8 protein-coding genes and 1 riboswitch are annotated in these 16493 nt (G+C 58.8%); of the genes, 2 read left to right on the forward strand and 6 right to left on the reverse strand.

The window, feature by feature from the left end; genetic code table 11:
- Window positions 1–154: 154 nt before the first annotated feature.
- The 4 genes from QOL84_RS07635 to QOL84_RS07650 form a co-directional block, all read right to left on the reverse strand.
- Window positions 155–628, reverse strand: coding sequence for a hypothetical protein (locus QOL84_RS07635; RefSeq protein WP_283436789.1), 474 nt, complete (start codon window positions 626–628; stop codon window positions 155–157).
- Window positions 628–9684, reverse strand: a complete 9057-nt coding sequence (locus QOL84_RS07640; protein ID WP_283436790.1) for a two-partner secretion domain-containing protein — start codon at window positions 9682–9684, stop codon at window positions 628–630. The genes QOL84_RS07635 and QOL84_RS07640 overlap by 1 nt, the downstream gene beginning before the upstream one ends.
- A 25-nt stretch (window positions 9685–9709) precedes the next feature.
- Window positions 9710–11416 (reverse strand): ShlB/FhaC/HecB family hemolysin secretion/activation protein, encoded by a 1707-nt coding sequence (locus tag QOL84_RS07645; protein ID WP_129392804.1) that lies wholly within the window; start codon window positions 11414–11416, stop codon window positions 9710–9712.
- Window positions 11417–11537: 121 nt separating this feature from the next.
- Complete coding sequence (locus QOL84_RS07650; protein ID WP_283436791.1) at window positions 11538–11987, reverse strand: winged helix-turn-helix transcriptional regulator; 450 nt, start codon at window positions 11985–11987, stop codon at window positions 11538–11540.
- Between the two features lie 178 nt (window positions 11988–12165).
- On the opposite strand from QOL84_RS07650, the gene QOL84_RS07655 reads away from it, so the two are divergent.
- Window positions 12166–12984 (forward strand): alpha/beta fold hydrolase, encoded by an 819-nt coding sequence (locus tag QOL84_RS07655; RefSeq protein ID WP_283436792.1) that lies wholly within the window; start codon window positions 12166–12168, stop codon window positions 12982–12984.
- Window positions 12985–13084: 100 nt separating this feature from the next.
- Window positions 13085–13256: riboswitch (yybP-ykoY riboswitch) on the forward strand.
- A gap of 8 nt (window positions 13257–13264) precedes the next feature.
- Window positions 13265–13828, forward strand: a complete 564-nt coding sequence (mntP, locus tag QOL84_RS07660) for a manganese efflux pump MntP (protein WP_129392794.1) — start codon at window positions 13265–13267, stop codon at window positions 13826–13828.
- A gap of 1 nt (window position 13829) precedes the next feature.
- Here the strand turns inward: mntP and QOL84_RS07665 are convergent, their stop codons facing one another.
- Window positions 13830–14546, reverse strand: coding sequence for a DUF72 domain-containing protein (locus QOL84_RS07665; RefSeq protein WP_283438639.1), 717 nt, complete (start codon window positions 14544–14546; stop codon window positions 13830–13832).
- Between the two features lie 116 nt (window positions 14547–14662).
- Window positions 14663–16450 (reverse strand): thiamine pyrophosphate-requiring protein, encoded by a 1788-nt coding sequence (locus tag QOL84_RS07670; RefSeq protein WP_129392791.1) that lies wholly within the window; start codon window positions 16448–16450, stop codon window positions 14663–14665.
- Window positions 16451–16493 lie beyond the last annotated feature (43 nt).

Here is a 16493-nt window from a genome sequence, read left to right on the forward strand (position 1 = left end):
TCAGAGTGCTTTCTAAACGTGGTCTGTCCCCATTTATTCCCATTTATTCCTGGAGAAAGCTCTGCGTGATAAGGTACATCATCAGGAGCAGAGCCTGGAGTAGATTTGTGGGGATCCCTCAGGGTCTGCCCCCAATTTATCCAAGCCAAGACTTCTACAGTTCATTGGCTGAGATATGCAATTCTGAGAATTTTTTACGAATATACTCAGTTAACCCAACCAAGTCTTCAAAGGCAATAGAGCCAAACTCAGGCTCATACTTGGCAAGATAGCTTCCAGAAGACTGCCCTAAAAATTGGGCTTTAGCCTCTACCTCCTTAATATATGCAGGCTCAATTACCCAATTCATGCCAAAGGATGCATAACGCTCACAACCTGTCAGCACCCAAGAAATCAAGCCATTATACGAACCAATCACCTCATTCAAAACAGAGATAATATATTCATTTTCTTTTTCAAATCGAAAAGCTATATATGGAGGAAATCTCGAACGATCCTCTCTTTCAAAATGATCACCCATCCAGACCTCTGGATTACGTTGCCCATACTTTCTCCACTCAAGTGCATTCAAGTCATGAAGAATATTAAGCAGCTCACCTTCCGAGTCTAAAACTCTAGTCACGCCCATTACTGCAACCCCTTCAACTTATCAGAGATCGACACTCCGCCCGGGTTAATATTTTTAATATGCTGCTCCCAATCCCCTTTAGGAATAGGGTTGGACGATAGCCTTGGATCATAAACATACCGACCATCAGTATAGACCTGGTGATAAAATTGACCCGGCTCTTTAACTCCATTCTCATAAACATTTAAATCGCCAGCTCTCGCAGGGCGAACTTCAATGACCGTCCCTTTACCGCCAGAAGCATCAAACAACTTGCTTGCAATATCTGAACAGTCTGTCCTGGAACAACCCACCATATTTTTAATTTGCGGGCTCTCCATTGCATCAACAACAGACTTGCTCGGCGGAAACTCTGGGTTAACAGGACGGAATGGGCGATCCATTCCTGGAGGAATAAACTCGTCTACCTTTCCGGCAGCGCCACCAGTAGCTTTTGCACCATCCGCAAAATAATCCGGAGGCAAATCACAAGGCCCAGTGTTGTGTACCCAGGTCTTGAGCTCGCCAACGTAGAACGTATGCCCCACATCGACCGTCAGATTGTATGTTTTGCCCTCGGGCAGGTACAGCTCAAGCGATTCGACTTCGGACGAGGTGTTTTCGGTGTCGCCATCAGCCAGTGACTGCAGCAGATCACCCGGTTCCAGATCTTTGACAGGAATGAAATCACGTTTGGCGGGTACATAGAAGGGGTGGCTCGGCGTAACCAGCAGGGTTTCGCCTTCCGCTGCGCCAGCGCCACGAACACTTTTGAGCTTGAGGCGGTAGATCGGCTGATCCGAACGCTGATGCGTTGCCAGAATGGCAGCAGCGAACGGCTTGCCCCCTTTCTCAGGCTTGCTCCAGACAACATCTCCCACCTTGAGCGACTCAATAACGCGGTCGCCTTGCGGTGTAGAAACTTTCGTACCCGCAGCAAAGCAGCAAGGCCCCTTCGTTACTGGGGTTCCCGTTGTGCCTTTTGCACTAACCCACTTCCCACCAACCCACTCAACGGCTCTGTCCCCAATATAGGCGGTGACAAGCCCGGTGGCCGCATCGAAAGCCATACCGCCCAACTCTTGGGCGGACGCGGTCGCTACTTTATCAAACTGTTTTTCCAGCGTATGCGACGGGATCGGACTGGTAATCCAGTCTTTGAACCCCACCGCTAACCCACCTATGCCCCCAGCGATTGCACCAATCGTATCTAAAGGTGATGACACTGCCTTCCAGATCGATTCCGCTGCCTTAACTGCCTCACCTGGCAGAGCAACAGCATTTTTACCAACGCCAATCCCCGCTTCTCTGGCCAGAAACCCCGGATCCATCGACGGAGGGTAAACAGTTGTAAGCTCCCTTGGGTCAATGCCGGAAAAATAACTCGCAATGGCTGCATCGTATTGCTCGCGCGTCCACCCTTCTTGTAGTGCTTGTAGCTGAGTCTTACGCCCAAACTCCTCCATTTCACGCTGTCTTTCGCCATCCAATGCGGCTACCGCCCGGGTGATATTGTCCCGGCACGTTTGACCTCCATCCCCGGTACCACAAGCTGCTCGAGCTTTATCTGCCGCTACAACCTCTCTATGTAACAGCCAGTTGTACTGGGTGGCGTTCTTCGCAATATTTGCCCCCTGCTGAAAATCCCCATCCACGGCCGAGGCGGCAATGAGCCCGGTTAGCTGCGACAGCATCAAGTGCAACTCGTCATTGCCGCCAGCGAAGTCGATGAGCACATTCATCGCGGCTTCGTTCAGCCCGGCCGCAGCAGCGCCCGTAGCAAAATCCCCGCCCATGACTTGGGAGATCAAACCACCCATCAACGCATGCGCTACTACCTTTTCAACACTGCCTTCCGGAAACTTGATTGTGTTGTCGCCAACAAAATTAAATCCGGTCGCCATGGCGACACTGCTCGCCTCCCCCAGCAATGCAGCACCAAAGTTGTCACCAAAGCTACCGCCGCCGATGGTCGTGGAGATGCCACTGGAAATGACAGCACGTCCTGTAGTGCGGATCGCGACGTCGGTAAAGTTGCTGCTGGTTAAGATGCTCGCCGTTTTGCTGTTTCCAGCCGCGAACCAGTTGGCATCCGCGTAATCGAGCATGCCCGCCGTGAATCCGGCGATGGCTGCACCCTTCAGGCTGTCGGCACTGAATGTTTCTTTGAAGGCAGCACCCAGATTGCCTTTGTTACTGATGGTGCTGGTTACAGCCGTCGTCGCCAGACTGGTAGCAACGACACCGGTGAAGCCTCCGCTGACCAGAGCCAACCCACCCGGCCCCATTACGAACGACATCATGATCGCGATAGCGATTTGTGCCGCCGGACCAACCCCCGAATTCTCATACTTGAACGACTCGTGAATCTCCTTCACGCGCCGCCAGTCAACATCCCCCCGCGCCTCGGCATCCTTCAACCACGCCAGTTGCGGATCGGCCTTGACCATCGTGTCGATTGTCTGGCTCACGGACTCCTGATTGACATCCTTGATATCAATCTTCAGCCCATCGACCGCTTTGATGATGATGTTGCCCTTGGCAATCATCTGCGTCTGGCGCAGGGTTTCGTCGGTGTTGCCGCGACCTTTCGCCGAGACCCACGCGGCGTTGTTGTTGGTTTTGGTATGGCTCTCATCATGCAGATCCTTCACCCCTTCGAAGGTGATGGAGCCGCCGCTGTCGAGGATGATGTCCTTGCCGCTGTCGAGCTTGGCCACCTGGTAGCGCTGGTCGCCTTTGCTGACCAGTGAGAGGTTGCCGCCGGTCTTGATTTCGCTGCCGACGTAGGTGGTGTCGGTGACTTCGTCGCGTTGCAGTTTCAGGTTGCCGAAACCACCCTTCTCCTTCATGTCGTAAAGGGTGTAATCCTTGTTCTGCGCGGCCAGCAGGTTCAGGTCGTTGCCCGCGTAGACGTAAGCTTCGTTGCCCGCGCTGATCTTGCTCGCGACCAGTGTGGTGTCGCGGCCGGAGTTGGTTTTTACGTCGCCGCCAGCGATGAATTCAGCGGCCTTCTGGACGGTGTGGTTATCTTCTTCGTGGACGCGTTTCTTGCCGTCCTTGCTGTGGGTTTCGACGTTGTTTTCGTCGCCGGCCGAGGACATGAAGATGTCGCGCTTGGCGTCGGCGGTGAGGTTGCCTTTGGCTTCGGCGGTGCTGGCGACGACGTTGATGTCGCGACCGGCATCAAGCTTCAGGTTGCCGCCGGTTTTCACTGTCGAGGACAGATTGTCCACGGTGGTGGTAATGGTTGAGCGATGGCCGCCATCGAACGATTCGTGCAGTTCGTTTTCTTCGCGCGTCGCCAACAGGTTGATGTCGCGGGACGCGCTCAGGCTGGCGTCGCCGCCGCTGCTGATGGATGACGAGTTGACCAGATCGTTGCCCGATTTGATGGTAAGGCTGTCCCGTGCGCTGATGTTGCCGCCGTCATCGACGAGGGTGCGCATGCCGTTGCCGTCGCGCACGGCGATGGCGGTGCGATCGTTGACGATGTCGCCTTTGAGGCTGGTCAGTTCGACTTGGTTGCCACGAATTTCGCCGGCCAGTGCGTTGCGAATGCTGTCGGTCGCCATGAGTTTGATGCGTTCATTGGCTTCGACCAGGCCGCCCTGATAGAGGCTGCCCTTCACATCGACAGAGACGTCTTTGCTCGCACTCAGAGTGCCGACGTTGACCAGGTCATTACCGGCGATCAGCTCCAGGTCGCGGCCCTGAATCAGGCTGCCGCCGCGCACGTTGCGCGATTCGGCCTGGGCCAGATACAGCACCGGCACCAGCACTTTCTGGCCGTCGACGATGCGTTCTTCCATCCACACGATGTCGTGGGTCAGTGCGGCGACCTGTTCCGAGGTCAGGCTGACGCCGACCGACAGGTTCAGTTCGTTTTTGCTGGCGAGCGCGTTATCCATCAGATAACGGAATTGCTCGTAGTCATTCTCCAGGCCGCCGGCAAGGAAACGCTGACCGGTCTGGGCCATGACGGCGTCGCTGATCAGGCGCGATTCATAGCGGCCATCACCGAGGCGGCGCGCGGTTTCATCGGCGCTGAAATTGAGTTTGCCGAGCAGGTAGTCGGAACTCATGAACGGCGCGGTCTGAGTCAGCTCCGGGTTGGTCTCGATCAGGTAGCGGCTCTGCGGGTTGCTGCTCTGCACGAACATGCCGTACGGGCCTTTCGGCAGACGGAACGTCGAGGACGCCGTTGGATCGACCGCCGCAAACGGCACGCCTTTGAAGTCCACGGGTACGAAGCTGATCTGCTTCACGCCATCGGCATCGATGTGTTCGATACGGGTAACGGATTTCGGCGCCTGCGCGCTGGCGTCGGTGCTGTGCTTACCGAGGTTGATGTTGATGCCACCGACCGCATCGGTCTGGTCGCTGGACAAGGCGCCGGTCAGTTGACCATAGGTGTTGTCGTACAGCGTGCCGTTCTGGATGCTGTTGGCGACGTCGAGTTTGACCTTGCCGCCGGCCTGCATCACGGCCGAGTAGACGGTGTTGCCGTTTTCATTCCAGGTGGTGACATCGCTGGTCGGCAAGAATCGGGAGTCGCTGGAGCGACTGGCCAGTTCGTCGAACCGCGCCTGATCGAAATTACCCGCCGCCGTCGCCGCGTTGAAAGCCGGGATATCGATGAATTCCATCTGATCCCACAGGCTGTTGGCGATGTGCTCCGGTGTACCGATTTTCAGCACACGTTGTCCCGAGCGCGAAGCGGCGCCCTGGTTCAACAGGCTGTCGGCAGTGACTGTCAGATCACCGTTGGCGGCCAGCAGGCTGTAGCGGTTTTCCACCCGATTGGCGTGGATATTGAGGTTCTTCCCGGCAACGAAGCGTGCCGCCCGCGAATCCTTGAGAACCTGATCGTTGAAGTCGGTAATGATGGTGATGTAGCCGCGTTTCCAACCATCGCCGCCCCCGCAATGCTGAGCGCACACCCAGCTGAGGCTCCCGGACGACTGCCCCGAGGTCAGCTCGAATTCGGCCTTGGCGTTTTCCACCGAGACCGCATTGATGTCGATGTCGCCCTCGCCTTCAACGGTGCCCGACAGGTTACTGAACACCGCAGCGCGACCACCACCGACGGCGTCGAAGCTCAGGTTGCCGCGACTGTAGATGTCGCCATAGAAGTTGTTCAGGCTGTTGCCGTGCAGCTTCATCGTGCCGCCGCTGAACAGCAGCGTATCGGCGTCGTTGTAGATGCCATTGGCGGCGGTGAATTCGAGGTTGCCTTGGGCACCGAGGGTGCCGTTATTGTTGATCCGCGCCGCCGTCACCGTGAGGTTCTGGTTGGCGATCAGACGGCCGAGGTTGTCCAGCGTGCCGCGCAGGGTCATGACGGTGTCGCCACCGCTGACCAGTCGACCGTCCTGTTGAATCACGTCGTTGGCGTTGATCGTGAGTTTCTGCTGCGCCGAAACTTTACCGCTGTTGAGCAGATTGCCGCCCAGGTTCAGGGTCAGGTCACCGTCGCTCGCCAATTGCCCGGCGTTGTTCAGGTTGGCGACATTGAGGTTCAGCGTCGAAGCACTGGCGATGCGGTCGCCGGCGTTGAGGCTCAGATCCTGCGCGCTGGTGTAGGTCAGGCCGCCGTTGAGTTGCCAGGTGCCGACGCCGTTGACCGAGCCGACATCCCAAACGCCTTTGCCCAGACCCGTGAGGCTGCCTTGCGTGCCGGTCAGATTAGTCAGGTCCAGATCGAACAAGCCCTGCGCCGCATGGCGCACGTTGCCGCTGAGGTTATTCAGTTGCGCGCCGGACAGCACCAAATCCTGGCTGCCGATTTCGATTGCACCGCTTTGGTTGTTGAGGTTGCCGGTCAGTTTGATTTGACTGGAGGCGCCCCCCAGTGCGCGGACTTGGCCGCCAGCGCTGTTATCCAGGCCGCTGGCAACCAGCTTGAGGCTGGTGGCCGATTCGATCAGGCCGCCCTGATTGAGAATCTGCCCGACCGCTTCGAGGCCCAGTTGATTGCCACTGATCTCGCCGCCCGTGTTATCCAGGCTGGTGCCGCTGAAGATCACCTGATCCTTGCCGAACAGTTTGCCGGCGCGGTTGGTCAGGCGCGTCACGGTCAGTGTCAGGTCATCGATCAGACTGGAGATCAAACCGGCCTTACCGTTGACTGCACTGTTATCGAGGTCGGCGCTGGTGATCTCCAGCGAGTCGGCTTGCAGCGTTCCCCCTTGGTTTTGCAGGCTGCCAGTACCGAGGACCAGTTCGGCATGACTGCCGTTGGCGAGAATCACGCCTTGCTGATTGAGCAGGGTTTTACCGGTGATTTTAAGGCCGTCGCTGCCAGCGACAATCTGCCCGGCATCGTTGTTGTTGATCGCGGCGCTGGTGATGTCCAGACGCTTGCCGCGCAGGGTGCCGCCACGGTTGTCCAGCGAAGTGAGCTGATTGAGCAGCAGACGCTGATCGGCGGCATCGACCACACCGGTCACGTTGCTGAAGACTCCGGCAATGTTGAGGACAACATCACCACCGTTGCCAACGATACCGCCCTTGTCGTTGTTGCTCAGTTGCGTGGCGTTGATGTCGATGGTTTTGCCGAGCAGGACACCGGCGCTGTTATCGACGACATCGCTGTCGATCTGCAACTGCCCTTCGCTCTGAATCCGGCCCTTGTGGTTAAGCAGTTGCGATTGCCCCGGCGCGGTTTGCTTGAGGATCAATCGCGCACCATCGGCACCCGCCGCCAACAAGCCGCTATCACTGTTATCGAGGCTCGCGACGTGCAGGTCCAGACCGTCGGCGATCATGCGCCCGCCACGGTTGTCGATGTGGCCGTCCTTAGCCACCATCAACAATTGTTTTGCGGCAACGACACCGCCACGGTTGTCGAGCGATCCGGCCTGAATGTCGACGTCAGCCTGACTCGATTGCAGGCGACCCAAAGCGTTGTTCAGGTGCTGCTCAACCACCAGCGTGAGCTTGCCGGTTGCGGCGCTGACGGTGCCGTCGTTGTTGCCCGAGAGATTGCGCAGGTTGGCATCGACCACGCCGCCGAGCAGTTTGCCGCCAGCGTTTTGGAAATCGCGCGCGGTCAGGTTCAGACGATCATTGCCTTGAATCAGGCCTTGGCTGTTGTCGAGGTCTGCGCTGGTGACCGCGCTGTCATCGGACGAAATCGTGCCTTGCGTGTTGTCGAGTGTGTCGCGGCTGCTGACTTCAAGGGTTTTGCCGATCAGGTTGGCGTTTCGGTTATCGATGCCTTTCGCCGCCACCGTCAGGCGATCCGAGGCCTGCACTTTGCCGTCGTGGTTATCCAGATCCTGGGTAAGCGTCAGTTCGGCAGTGCCGTTTTCGGCACTGACAACACCTTTGCCGCTGTTATCGAGGCGCGTCGCCGTGACCTTGATTTTGTCAGCGGCCAGCGTGCCGCCCTGATTGAGTAACTCTCCACCAGACACTGCCAGCGTGGTTTTCGCCTGGATCTTGCCTTTGCCATTGTCCAGACGTTCACGGGCAACAACCTTGGCATCATTCTGGCTGGCACCGATCAGGCCACCACTGTTATTGAGTTGCCGGGCGTCGATGTCGAGTCGTCCGGCAATGATTTTGCCGTCGGCGTTTTGCAGCTCACCTGCGTTGAGCTGGAGGCTGCCGCCAGCGATTTCGATCCGGCCTTGACGGTTGTCCAGACTGTCGACCGAAAGTGTCGCAGCCTGACCATCGGCAAAGCGGATCAGCCCGTTGAGATTGACCATCGCCGGAGCGCTGAGCGCCAGGCGCGTTTCACCATAAATGCGGGCGTTGAGCCCCTGGTTGACCAGGCGAGCCGCGCTCAGATTAACGTTTTGTGCTTGAACGATGCCGTTCTGGTTGTCGAACCCGGCGGCCACCGCCGCGCTCAGCGTACGGCTGGCTAAAATGCTGCCAGTGTTGCTCACCGCAGCACTGTTGATGGCCAAATCACCGCTGGCATTGCGACTGTTGTCAGCGTTTACCCCGGCCTCGATCACGCCGTTGTTGGTCAGCTTGCCAGCGCTGCTCAGGCTGACGCTGTCACGGGCGGCCAGGCTCTGGCGGTTGATCAGCTCTTCGGCGGTCTGCACGGCCAGTTGCGTGCCGGCGTACACCGGCCCTTGGGCATCGAGACTTTGCGCTTTGACGGTGACGGCATTGCTGGCGGTGGCTTTGGCCATGCGCAACTGACCGTTGACGTCGATCTGGATATCGCCAGCGCTGGCCGCCAGGTCGCCCGCCAGCTTCACACCGACGCCCTGCTCCGTGCCCACCAGTTTGATCGCGCCGGCATACATGCCGCCCAGCGCCGAGGAGTCGATGGCCAGTTGCGGTTTGGCGCTGCCATCATCGGCACGCGCGGTGGCGTTGAGCGTGTCGGCGTTGACGTCGTTGCGACCGGTGGTGATGTTGAGGTTCTTGGCGTGGATCTGCGCGTTGATCTGCGCACTGCGGGTGATGATTTCAAAGCTGTCGACGCTGCTCGCATCGAGGCCGACGCCGTCGATGGAGATGCTGCCCTGATCGACCTGAAAGTGATCCAGACGACCATTGTCGAGCACCGGTTTACCGGTGGTCAGCGTGACGCGCGGCGTGTTGATGAAACCGCAGCCGTTGCAACTGATGCCGTAAGGGTTGGCGACGATGACACGCGCCGACTGCCCCGCGACTTCGGTGTAACCGCGCAACTGACTTGGGCTGCCGCCGTTGACTTCATTGAGGATGGTTTGCGCCGCTGCACCACGCAGATTCTGGTTGCCGAGGATGATCCCGCCCAGCTGCGTCAGCTGCGTGCGTGCGGTGGCGTTATTGAGGATGACGCCCTGCGCGTCGACGTTGTAATCGTGAAACTGGTTATGCGACAGCCCGCTGCCATTGGGCGCGGCGATGTTGACGATCGGCACGCCATTGCCCGCGTTATCAAGGCTGGTGCCCGGCGCATTGACGACGATGCCATCGGCCTGTGCCCACATCGGTTGCCAAAACATGACGTTGGCCAGCAGGAACGCGAGGCCGCGTTTAGGCATGCCCCAGAAGCGTTCGCGCGGTTTTACGGCAGCAGAGGGTTGGCCGGCCATGAAGGTCAGGTGGCGAATGTCCATATCAGAATCTCGGGGCAGGCAAAAATTAAATGAAGAAATCCAGGCGGAAATAGATCGGCGCTTCGCGCTCGGTCAGCGCGTCCGGTCGTTCCAGCGAATGGGCAAACGTCACGCTGGCGGCGACGTGCTGACCCCGGGCGAACAACTCCACGGAGTTACTCGACATGCGCCCATGCTGGTCACCGTTGTAGCGATCACCGCGAATCACGCCCTGGTCGTAGCCGAGGCTGGTGCCGTACTCCGCGAATACCGGGCGCAGCCACTGCGCTGTGACCGGGCGGCTCCAGCGCAAATCGTTGCGCCAGTAACCACCGCTGTCACCGGACAACGACTGATCCTTGTAGCCCCGAATCGACGAAGAACCACCGAGGCTGCTGCGCTGCGGGCTGAACAGCACGTCTTCACTGCGCTGACCGGTCATCAGGCTGCTGAAGCTGAAGGACTCGCCCCATACCTTGAACGGCTGCAAGTAGCTCAGGGTTGCGGTGTATTTGCGGTAGCGCGCGTCCGGTTCGCCTGGGCCCGGATCGTGACTGCCCTGCGCGTCGAACGCGCCGATACCTTGCTGCATGCCGAGATCAACGTTGACGAAAGCACTGCCGATTCGACGGCCATGGTTGAGACCAAACTGCGCTTCGCTGATGCGGTTGCTGCTCAGTTTCAGCTTGCTGTCTTCAATGAAGCTGTTGGTGCGCAGGTACGACAGACCGGTACTGAGCGAGGTCTTGCTGACGGCGTCGCGGTGGATCACCCGCTCGGCACGCAACTGATGGTTTTCGCTGTCGCCGGTCTGCTTGAAATTGAATCCGTTGGCGGCAATCAGCGAGCGGTATTCGCTCTGGCTGTAGGTGTAGCTGAAGTTCCACCAGCCCCACGGCAGACTGTAATTGAGCATGGCGTTGTTGGAGGTGTGCTGATGATCAGTCATCGCATCGTGACCGCCACGCAGATTCAACTGATCGGCGAGGCCGAGCGGGCTGTCCCAATCGAACGAGGTGCCCCACTGCTGCTCACCGGTGCTGCGCTGGCCGTCGTTGTTGCGCGACAAACCAGCACGCCAGGGTTTTTCCGGCGTGTTGGTGACCAGCACCTCGCTGCCGCCAACGTTTTTGCCGGGCGACAATTCCATCTTGGTCTGATTCGACGGCAGTCGATTGAGCTGATCGACCATCTGCTCGATCTCGCGCAGGTTGATCAGGTCACCTGCCTTGCCGGGGAAAGCCATGGCCAATTCGCGATCGGAAAGCTTGCTGTTGTCGGCGCCCTTTATGCCTTCGAGTTTGCCTTCGACCACCAGCACTTTCAGGTGCCCGGCGGACAGATCCTGTTGCGGCAGATACGCGCGACTGGTGACCAGGCCTTTTTCGATGTAGTGATCGGTGATGGCTTTCAGCAGTTGGTTGAGCTGCGGCACCCCCACGCATGTACCGATGTAGGCTTGAAGCAGATGCGTTTTCTCGCGCTCGGAAAGGCTGTCGGCGCCTTTGAGCTCGATGTCTTTGATCAGGAAACAGCGAGTATCGGTGGGCGCTGCCGGTTGTACGGGCCGGGCGTCCTTGCCAGGCAATTCCTTGAGTTCATCGAGACGCCGCTGCTGCTCTTCGAGCAGGCGATTCTGGCGTTCGCGGATCAGATCGGTGTCACCGGGTGTGGGTGCAGCAACTACGGTTTGGAGCGGAGAAAGGCACAGCAAAGCCAAGCACAACCTCGCCACGAGGGCGGGTGAGGACATGTTCGATCCCTCGAGACGGAAAGTGATATCAAATTAGTGGCGCGATATTAGATGGCCATCATTTTGACGTCAAACTTATGTTTCTACCGTCTATCGAGATTTACCCAGCGCGCAAAGCACCTCAGTGCGCCACACCAAGGCGCGTAGCAACCTCATCCCCCCGCAACTTTCGCCCATCCTCGGCCAGCAGTTCCAGCTTGCGAATCGGCTGGCGATTCTGCGCATCGACCATCACCGAGCCCGACTCACCCGGCGCGTACATGAATTCCCCGCCCCACTGCGACAACGCAACGATTACCGTCTGCAAGGCCTTGCCGCGCTCAGTCAGCGCGTATTCCTTGTAGGCGCAGCCATCAGCGGCCGGCACCGTTTGCAGAATCCCTTGCTCGACCAGCGCCTTGAGCCGAGCGCTGAGGATGTTTTTCGCGATGTCGAGGCTCTTCTGAAAATCGCTGAAGCGGCGAATGCCTTCCAGTGCATCGCGAATGATCAACAGCGACCACCAGTCACCGATCAGATCGAGTGTCCGGGCGACCGGGCAGGCGTTGCCTTGCAGGCTTTTGCGCTTCACGTAAACGTACTCCATCAGCTCGTTGGGCAGCCTTGCGGCTCAGGGTTGCATCATACAACCCTGAGCGCTGTAACCCAGCACCTGCGTACAAGTGGCAAACGGACTTTGCGCGGATAGTGATCGTGGCCAATTCGGCATCGATACGTCCCTATATCATCCCCCGACGCAAGGAGTTTGCATGAGCACATTCACCACCCAAGACGGCACCGAGATCTATTTCAAGGATTGGGGCAGCGGCAAGCCCGTGCTGTTCAGCCACGGCTGGTCGCTGGATGCCGACATGTGGGAGTACCAGATGGAATACCTGAGCAGTCGCGGCTACCGCACCATCGCGTTCGACCGCCGGGGTTTCGGTCGTTCCGATCAACCGTGGACCGGCTACGACTACGACACGTTTGCCGATGACATCGCACAACTGATCAACCATCTGGATCTGCGCGACGTCACCCTGGTCGGGTTTTCCATGGGTGGCGGCGACGTCAGCCGCTACATCGCCCGCCACGGCAGCGAACGTGTCGCCGGGCTGGTATTGCTGGGTTCGGTCACGCCATTGTTCGGCAAGAAAGCCGACTTCCCGCAAGGCGTCGACACGTCGGTGTTCGACGGCATCAAGGCCGGCCTGCTGCAGGATCGTGCGCAGTTCATCGCGGATTTCGCCGCACCTTTCTATGGCACCAATCAGGGCCAGAAAGTCTCCGACGGCGTTCTTACGCAAACCCTGAACGTCGCGTTGCTGGCTTCGCTCAAAGGCACCGTCGACTGCGTGACGGCATTCTCGGAAACCGACTTCCGCGCCGACATGGCCAAGATCGATGTGCCGACGCTGGTGATCCATGGCGACGGCGATCAGATCGTGCCGTTCGAAACCACCGGCAAACTGGCCGCTGCTTCGATCAAGGACGCCGAGCTGAAGGTCTACGCCGGCGCGCCGCACGGGTTTGCCGTGACGCATGCACAGGCATTGAATGAAGACCTGCTGGCGTTTCTGCAGCGTTAAGACTCAGCAAAAATTTGGACAATGGCAGCGAGCCTGACTTGTTACGGCAAATTTCCGATTCGCTGCCTTGACGAATTTTTCATGTTTACCTGATAACATCCGCCCCCTCGTTGGGGAGTAGCCTGTTTCCGAGTCCCTCGGAAGCGTTCGTATCAACATTCTCGGCAACCTGCCGTGGTACGAACACCTTTTTGGTTGGTGAGACCGACGACACATCCATGCCTAAAGTCGGGCGTGTGGTTGTGTCGTTGACTCATAGCCCGACTGGAAGTGTGCCCCCGTGAATCCCGTTTCCCTGATATTCCTCGCTCTGGCCATGTCCACGGATGCGTTCGCCGCCGCCATCGGCAAAGGCTCCAGCCTGCACAAACCGCGTCTCACCGAAGCACTGCGCACCGGCCTGATCTTCGGCGTGATCGAAGCCATCACCCCCATCATCGGCTGGCTGATCGGCCAGGCTGCGACCCGCTGGGTTGCCGAATGGGATCACTGGATCGCCTTCACCCTGCTGGTGATTCTCGGCCTGCACATGATCTACAACGGTCTGAAGCACGAAGACGAAGAAGAACAAAAACCTGGCCAGCACTCCTTCATGATCCTCGCGGTCACCGCTTTTGCGACCAGCATTGATGCGCTCGCCGTGGGCGTTGGCCTGGCGTTTGTCGACGTGAATATCTGGGTGGCTGCGGCCGCGATCGGTCTGGCGACGATGACCATGGTCACGATTGGCGTGATGCTGGGTCGCGTGCTGGGCGCGGTGGTTGGCAAGCGTGCGGAAATCGTCGGTGGCGTGGTGCTGATGATCGTCGGTGCAACGATTCTGTATGAGCACCTTTCAGCCTGATTCAAGGGGATGTCAGTGTCGCCAGCGTCAACGCGTTGCCTGTCGCGGCGCCACTGGCGGTGTTGTCGAAGATGCACCAGGTCGCGGCGCCCTCGGCCGCCGCGATCTGCAGTGCTTGTTCGAGTCTTTGCACAAAGGCTGAATCGTAGGCGCTGTGGTAAATGCGCGGTGAGCCGTGCAAGCGCCAATATTTGACGCCGGCCCAACCTCTTGGCGCGGTGTCACTGCTGATGCGCGAGGGGTCGACCGCTGCCTGGGCAATCCGGAAATCGAGCAACATTGGTTCCGCCTCGCACCACGACTCGTGTCGGGGTTCCAGCACTACCGCGCCGCCAAAACGCTCCCGTAGCGCGGTAAAGAATGCCTCGGCAACTACCGCATCAAACGCCAGCGACGGTGGTAATTGCAGCAACAAACAACCCAATCGATCGCCCAATCCGGCGCATTGTTCGAGGAACTCATCGAGTGCTGCTGCGCAACCTGCCAGGCGCAGTTCATGGCTGATGAGCTTGGGTATCTTCACTGCAAAGGCAAACCCGTCCGGCACGGAATCCGCCCAACGCTCGTAGGTCTGACGACGATGCGCACGGTAGAACGAACTGTTGATTTCGACGCTATTGAGGCGTGCGGCATAGCGCTGCAAGTGCGTACCCTCAGCGGGAAATTCCGGCCAATGCTCGCGCCCAAGACTCCACCCCGCACAACCCACAAAAATCATCACACCTCCACTCCCCCTGTAGGAGCTGCCGAAGGCTGCGATCACTTGATCTAGATCTTAAAAACAAAGATCAAAAGATCGCAGCCTGCGGCAGCTCCTACAGGGGATTTAGCCGGTTATTTTTTTCCGGGCAGGACCGAGCTGAGCACTTGTTTGGCGGTTTGCAGGATGACACCGGCCTCGTCCGGGTCGCCTTTGAGCAAGGTCGTGGCGAACTTCTTCGCCTGCTCAAGCTTGATATGCGGCGGTAGCGGCGGCACGTTCGGGTCGGTCTTGAACTCGATCAGCACCGGTACATCAGACGCCAGCGCCTGCTCCCAGGCGGCGGCGACATCTTCTTCGCGATCGACAAAGATGCCTTTCAGGCCAATCGAAATCGCGAACAGGTGATACGGCACATCGGGAATGCTCTGCGACGCTTCGAACTTCGGATCGCCCTCCATCACCCGCTGTTCCCAGGTCACCTGATTGAGATCCTCGTTGTTGAACACCGCGCAGATCCACTTCGGACTCGCCCACTGGCGCCAGTATTTAGCGACCGTGATCAGCTCGGCCATGTTGTTCATCTGCATCGCGCCGTCACCCACCAACGCAATCACCGCGCGCTCGGGATGAGCAAACTTGGCGGCAATCGCATAGGGCACCGCAGCGCCCATCGACGCCAGGCCACCGGACAACGAACATTGCATGCCCCGCCGGATCTTCAGGTCCCGGGCATACCAGTTAGCGCAGGAGCCGGAGTCACTGGTGATGATCGCTTGATCGGGCAGGCGCGGAGACAGTTCGTACACCACCCGCTGCGGGTTGATCGGACTGGCTTTGGCCATCGCGCGTTTTTCCAGGGTTTTCTCCCAACTGCCGCGCCAGCCTTCGATTTTCTTGCGCCATTTGCTTGAGGTCTTTTGTTCCAGCAGCGGCAGAAGCGCGGCGAGGGTTTCAGCGGCATCGCCGACCAGATTGACCTCCATCGGATAACGCAAGCTGAGCATGTCCGGCTGCAAATCGATTTGCACACCGCGTGCCTGGCCTTCCTTGGGCAGAAATTCCGAGTATGGGAATCCGGAGCCAATCATCAACAAGGTGTCGCACTCGCTCATCAGCTTGTAGCTGGGCTCGGTGCCAAGCAGGCCGATGCTGCCGGTCACCCACGGCAGATCGTCCGGTAACGCAGCTTTGCCGAGCAGCGCCTTGGCCACCCCGGCGCCGAGTTTTTCCGCCACCGCAATCACTTCATCGGTGGCCTGCAACGCACCGGCACCGACCAGAATCGCGACCTTCTCGCCGGCATTCAAAACCTCCGCTGCACGCTGCAGATCGACGTCGTAAGGCAGTACTTTCGGCTTGGTATAACCGACCCCGGAATGCGCGGTGCCGTGCGCTCGGGCCGGCGCTTCATAGGGCAGATCCTGCAAGTCATTGGGCAGGATAATTGCCGTGACACGGCGCTCGCCAATGGCCGTGCGCACTGCACGGTCAAGCAGATGCCGGACTTGCGAGGGCGCCGACGCCTGCTGCACGAATGCACCAGCGACATCCTTGAACATCGACAACAGATCGAGTTCTTGCTGATAGTGACTGCCGAGCGCGGTGCGCGCCTGCTGGCCGACAATTGCCAGCACCGGCATGTGATCCATCCGCGCATCGTAGAGCCCGGTGATCAGGTGCGACGCACCGGGGCCGGAGGTGGCGATGCACACGCCCAGCTCACCGGTAAACTTGGCATGCGCCGAGGCCATGAACGCCGCCATTTCTTCATGCCGCGCCTGAACGAATTCGATTTTTCCGTGTGCCCGGCTCAGCGCGCCGAAGACGCCATTGATGCCGTCGCCCGGATAACCAAAGATCCGCGTGACGCCCCATTGGCTGAGCCGCTCAACCAGAAAGTCTCCCACTGTCGTCGTCATTTCGATCCTCGCCTGTCACCGCTGCATGAAGCCTTCCCGAGGT

Source organism: Pseudomonas helmanticensis (assembly GCF_900182985.1).
In the GTDB taxonomy this organism is placed as follows: Bacteria; Pseudomonadota; Gammaproteobacteria; order Pseudomonadales; family Pseudomonadaceae; genus Aquipseudomonas; species Aquipseudomonas helmanticensis.

What these genes read in the sequence shown, in the direction of transcription:
- QOL84_RS07635 (WP_283436789.1), bottom strand. Translation starts at nt 628, where the DNA reads ATGGGCGTGACTAGAGTTTTAGACTCGGAAGGTGAGCTGCTTAATATT.
- QOL84_RS07640 (WP_283436790.1), bottom strand. Translation starts at nt 9,684, where the DNA reads ATGGACATTCGCCACCTGACCTTCATGGCCGGCCAACCCTCTGCTGCC.
- QOL84_RS07645 (WP_129392804.1), bottom strand. Translation starts at nt 11,416, where the DNA reads ATGTCCTCACCCGCCCTCGTGGCGAGGTTGTGCTTGGCTTTGCTGTGC.
- QOL84_RS07655 (WP_283436792.1), top strand. Translation starts at nt 12,166, where the DNA reads ATGAGCACATTCACCACCCAAGACGGCACCGAGATCTATTTCAAGGAT.
- QOL84_RS07665 (WP_283438639.1), bottom strand. Translation starts at nt 14,546, where the DNA reads ATGATTTTTGTGGGTTGTGCGGGGTGGAGTCTTGGGCGCGAGCATTGG.
- QOL84_RS07670 (WP_129392791.1), bottom strand. Translation starts at nt 16,450, where the DNA reads ATGACGACGACAGTGGGAGACTTTCTGGTTGAGCGGCTCAGCCAATGG.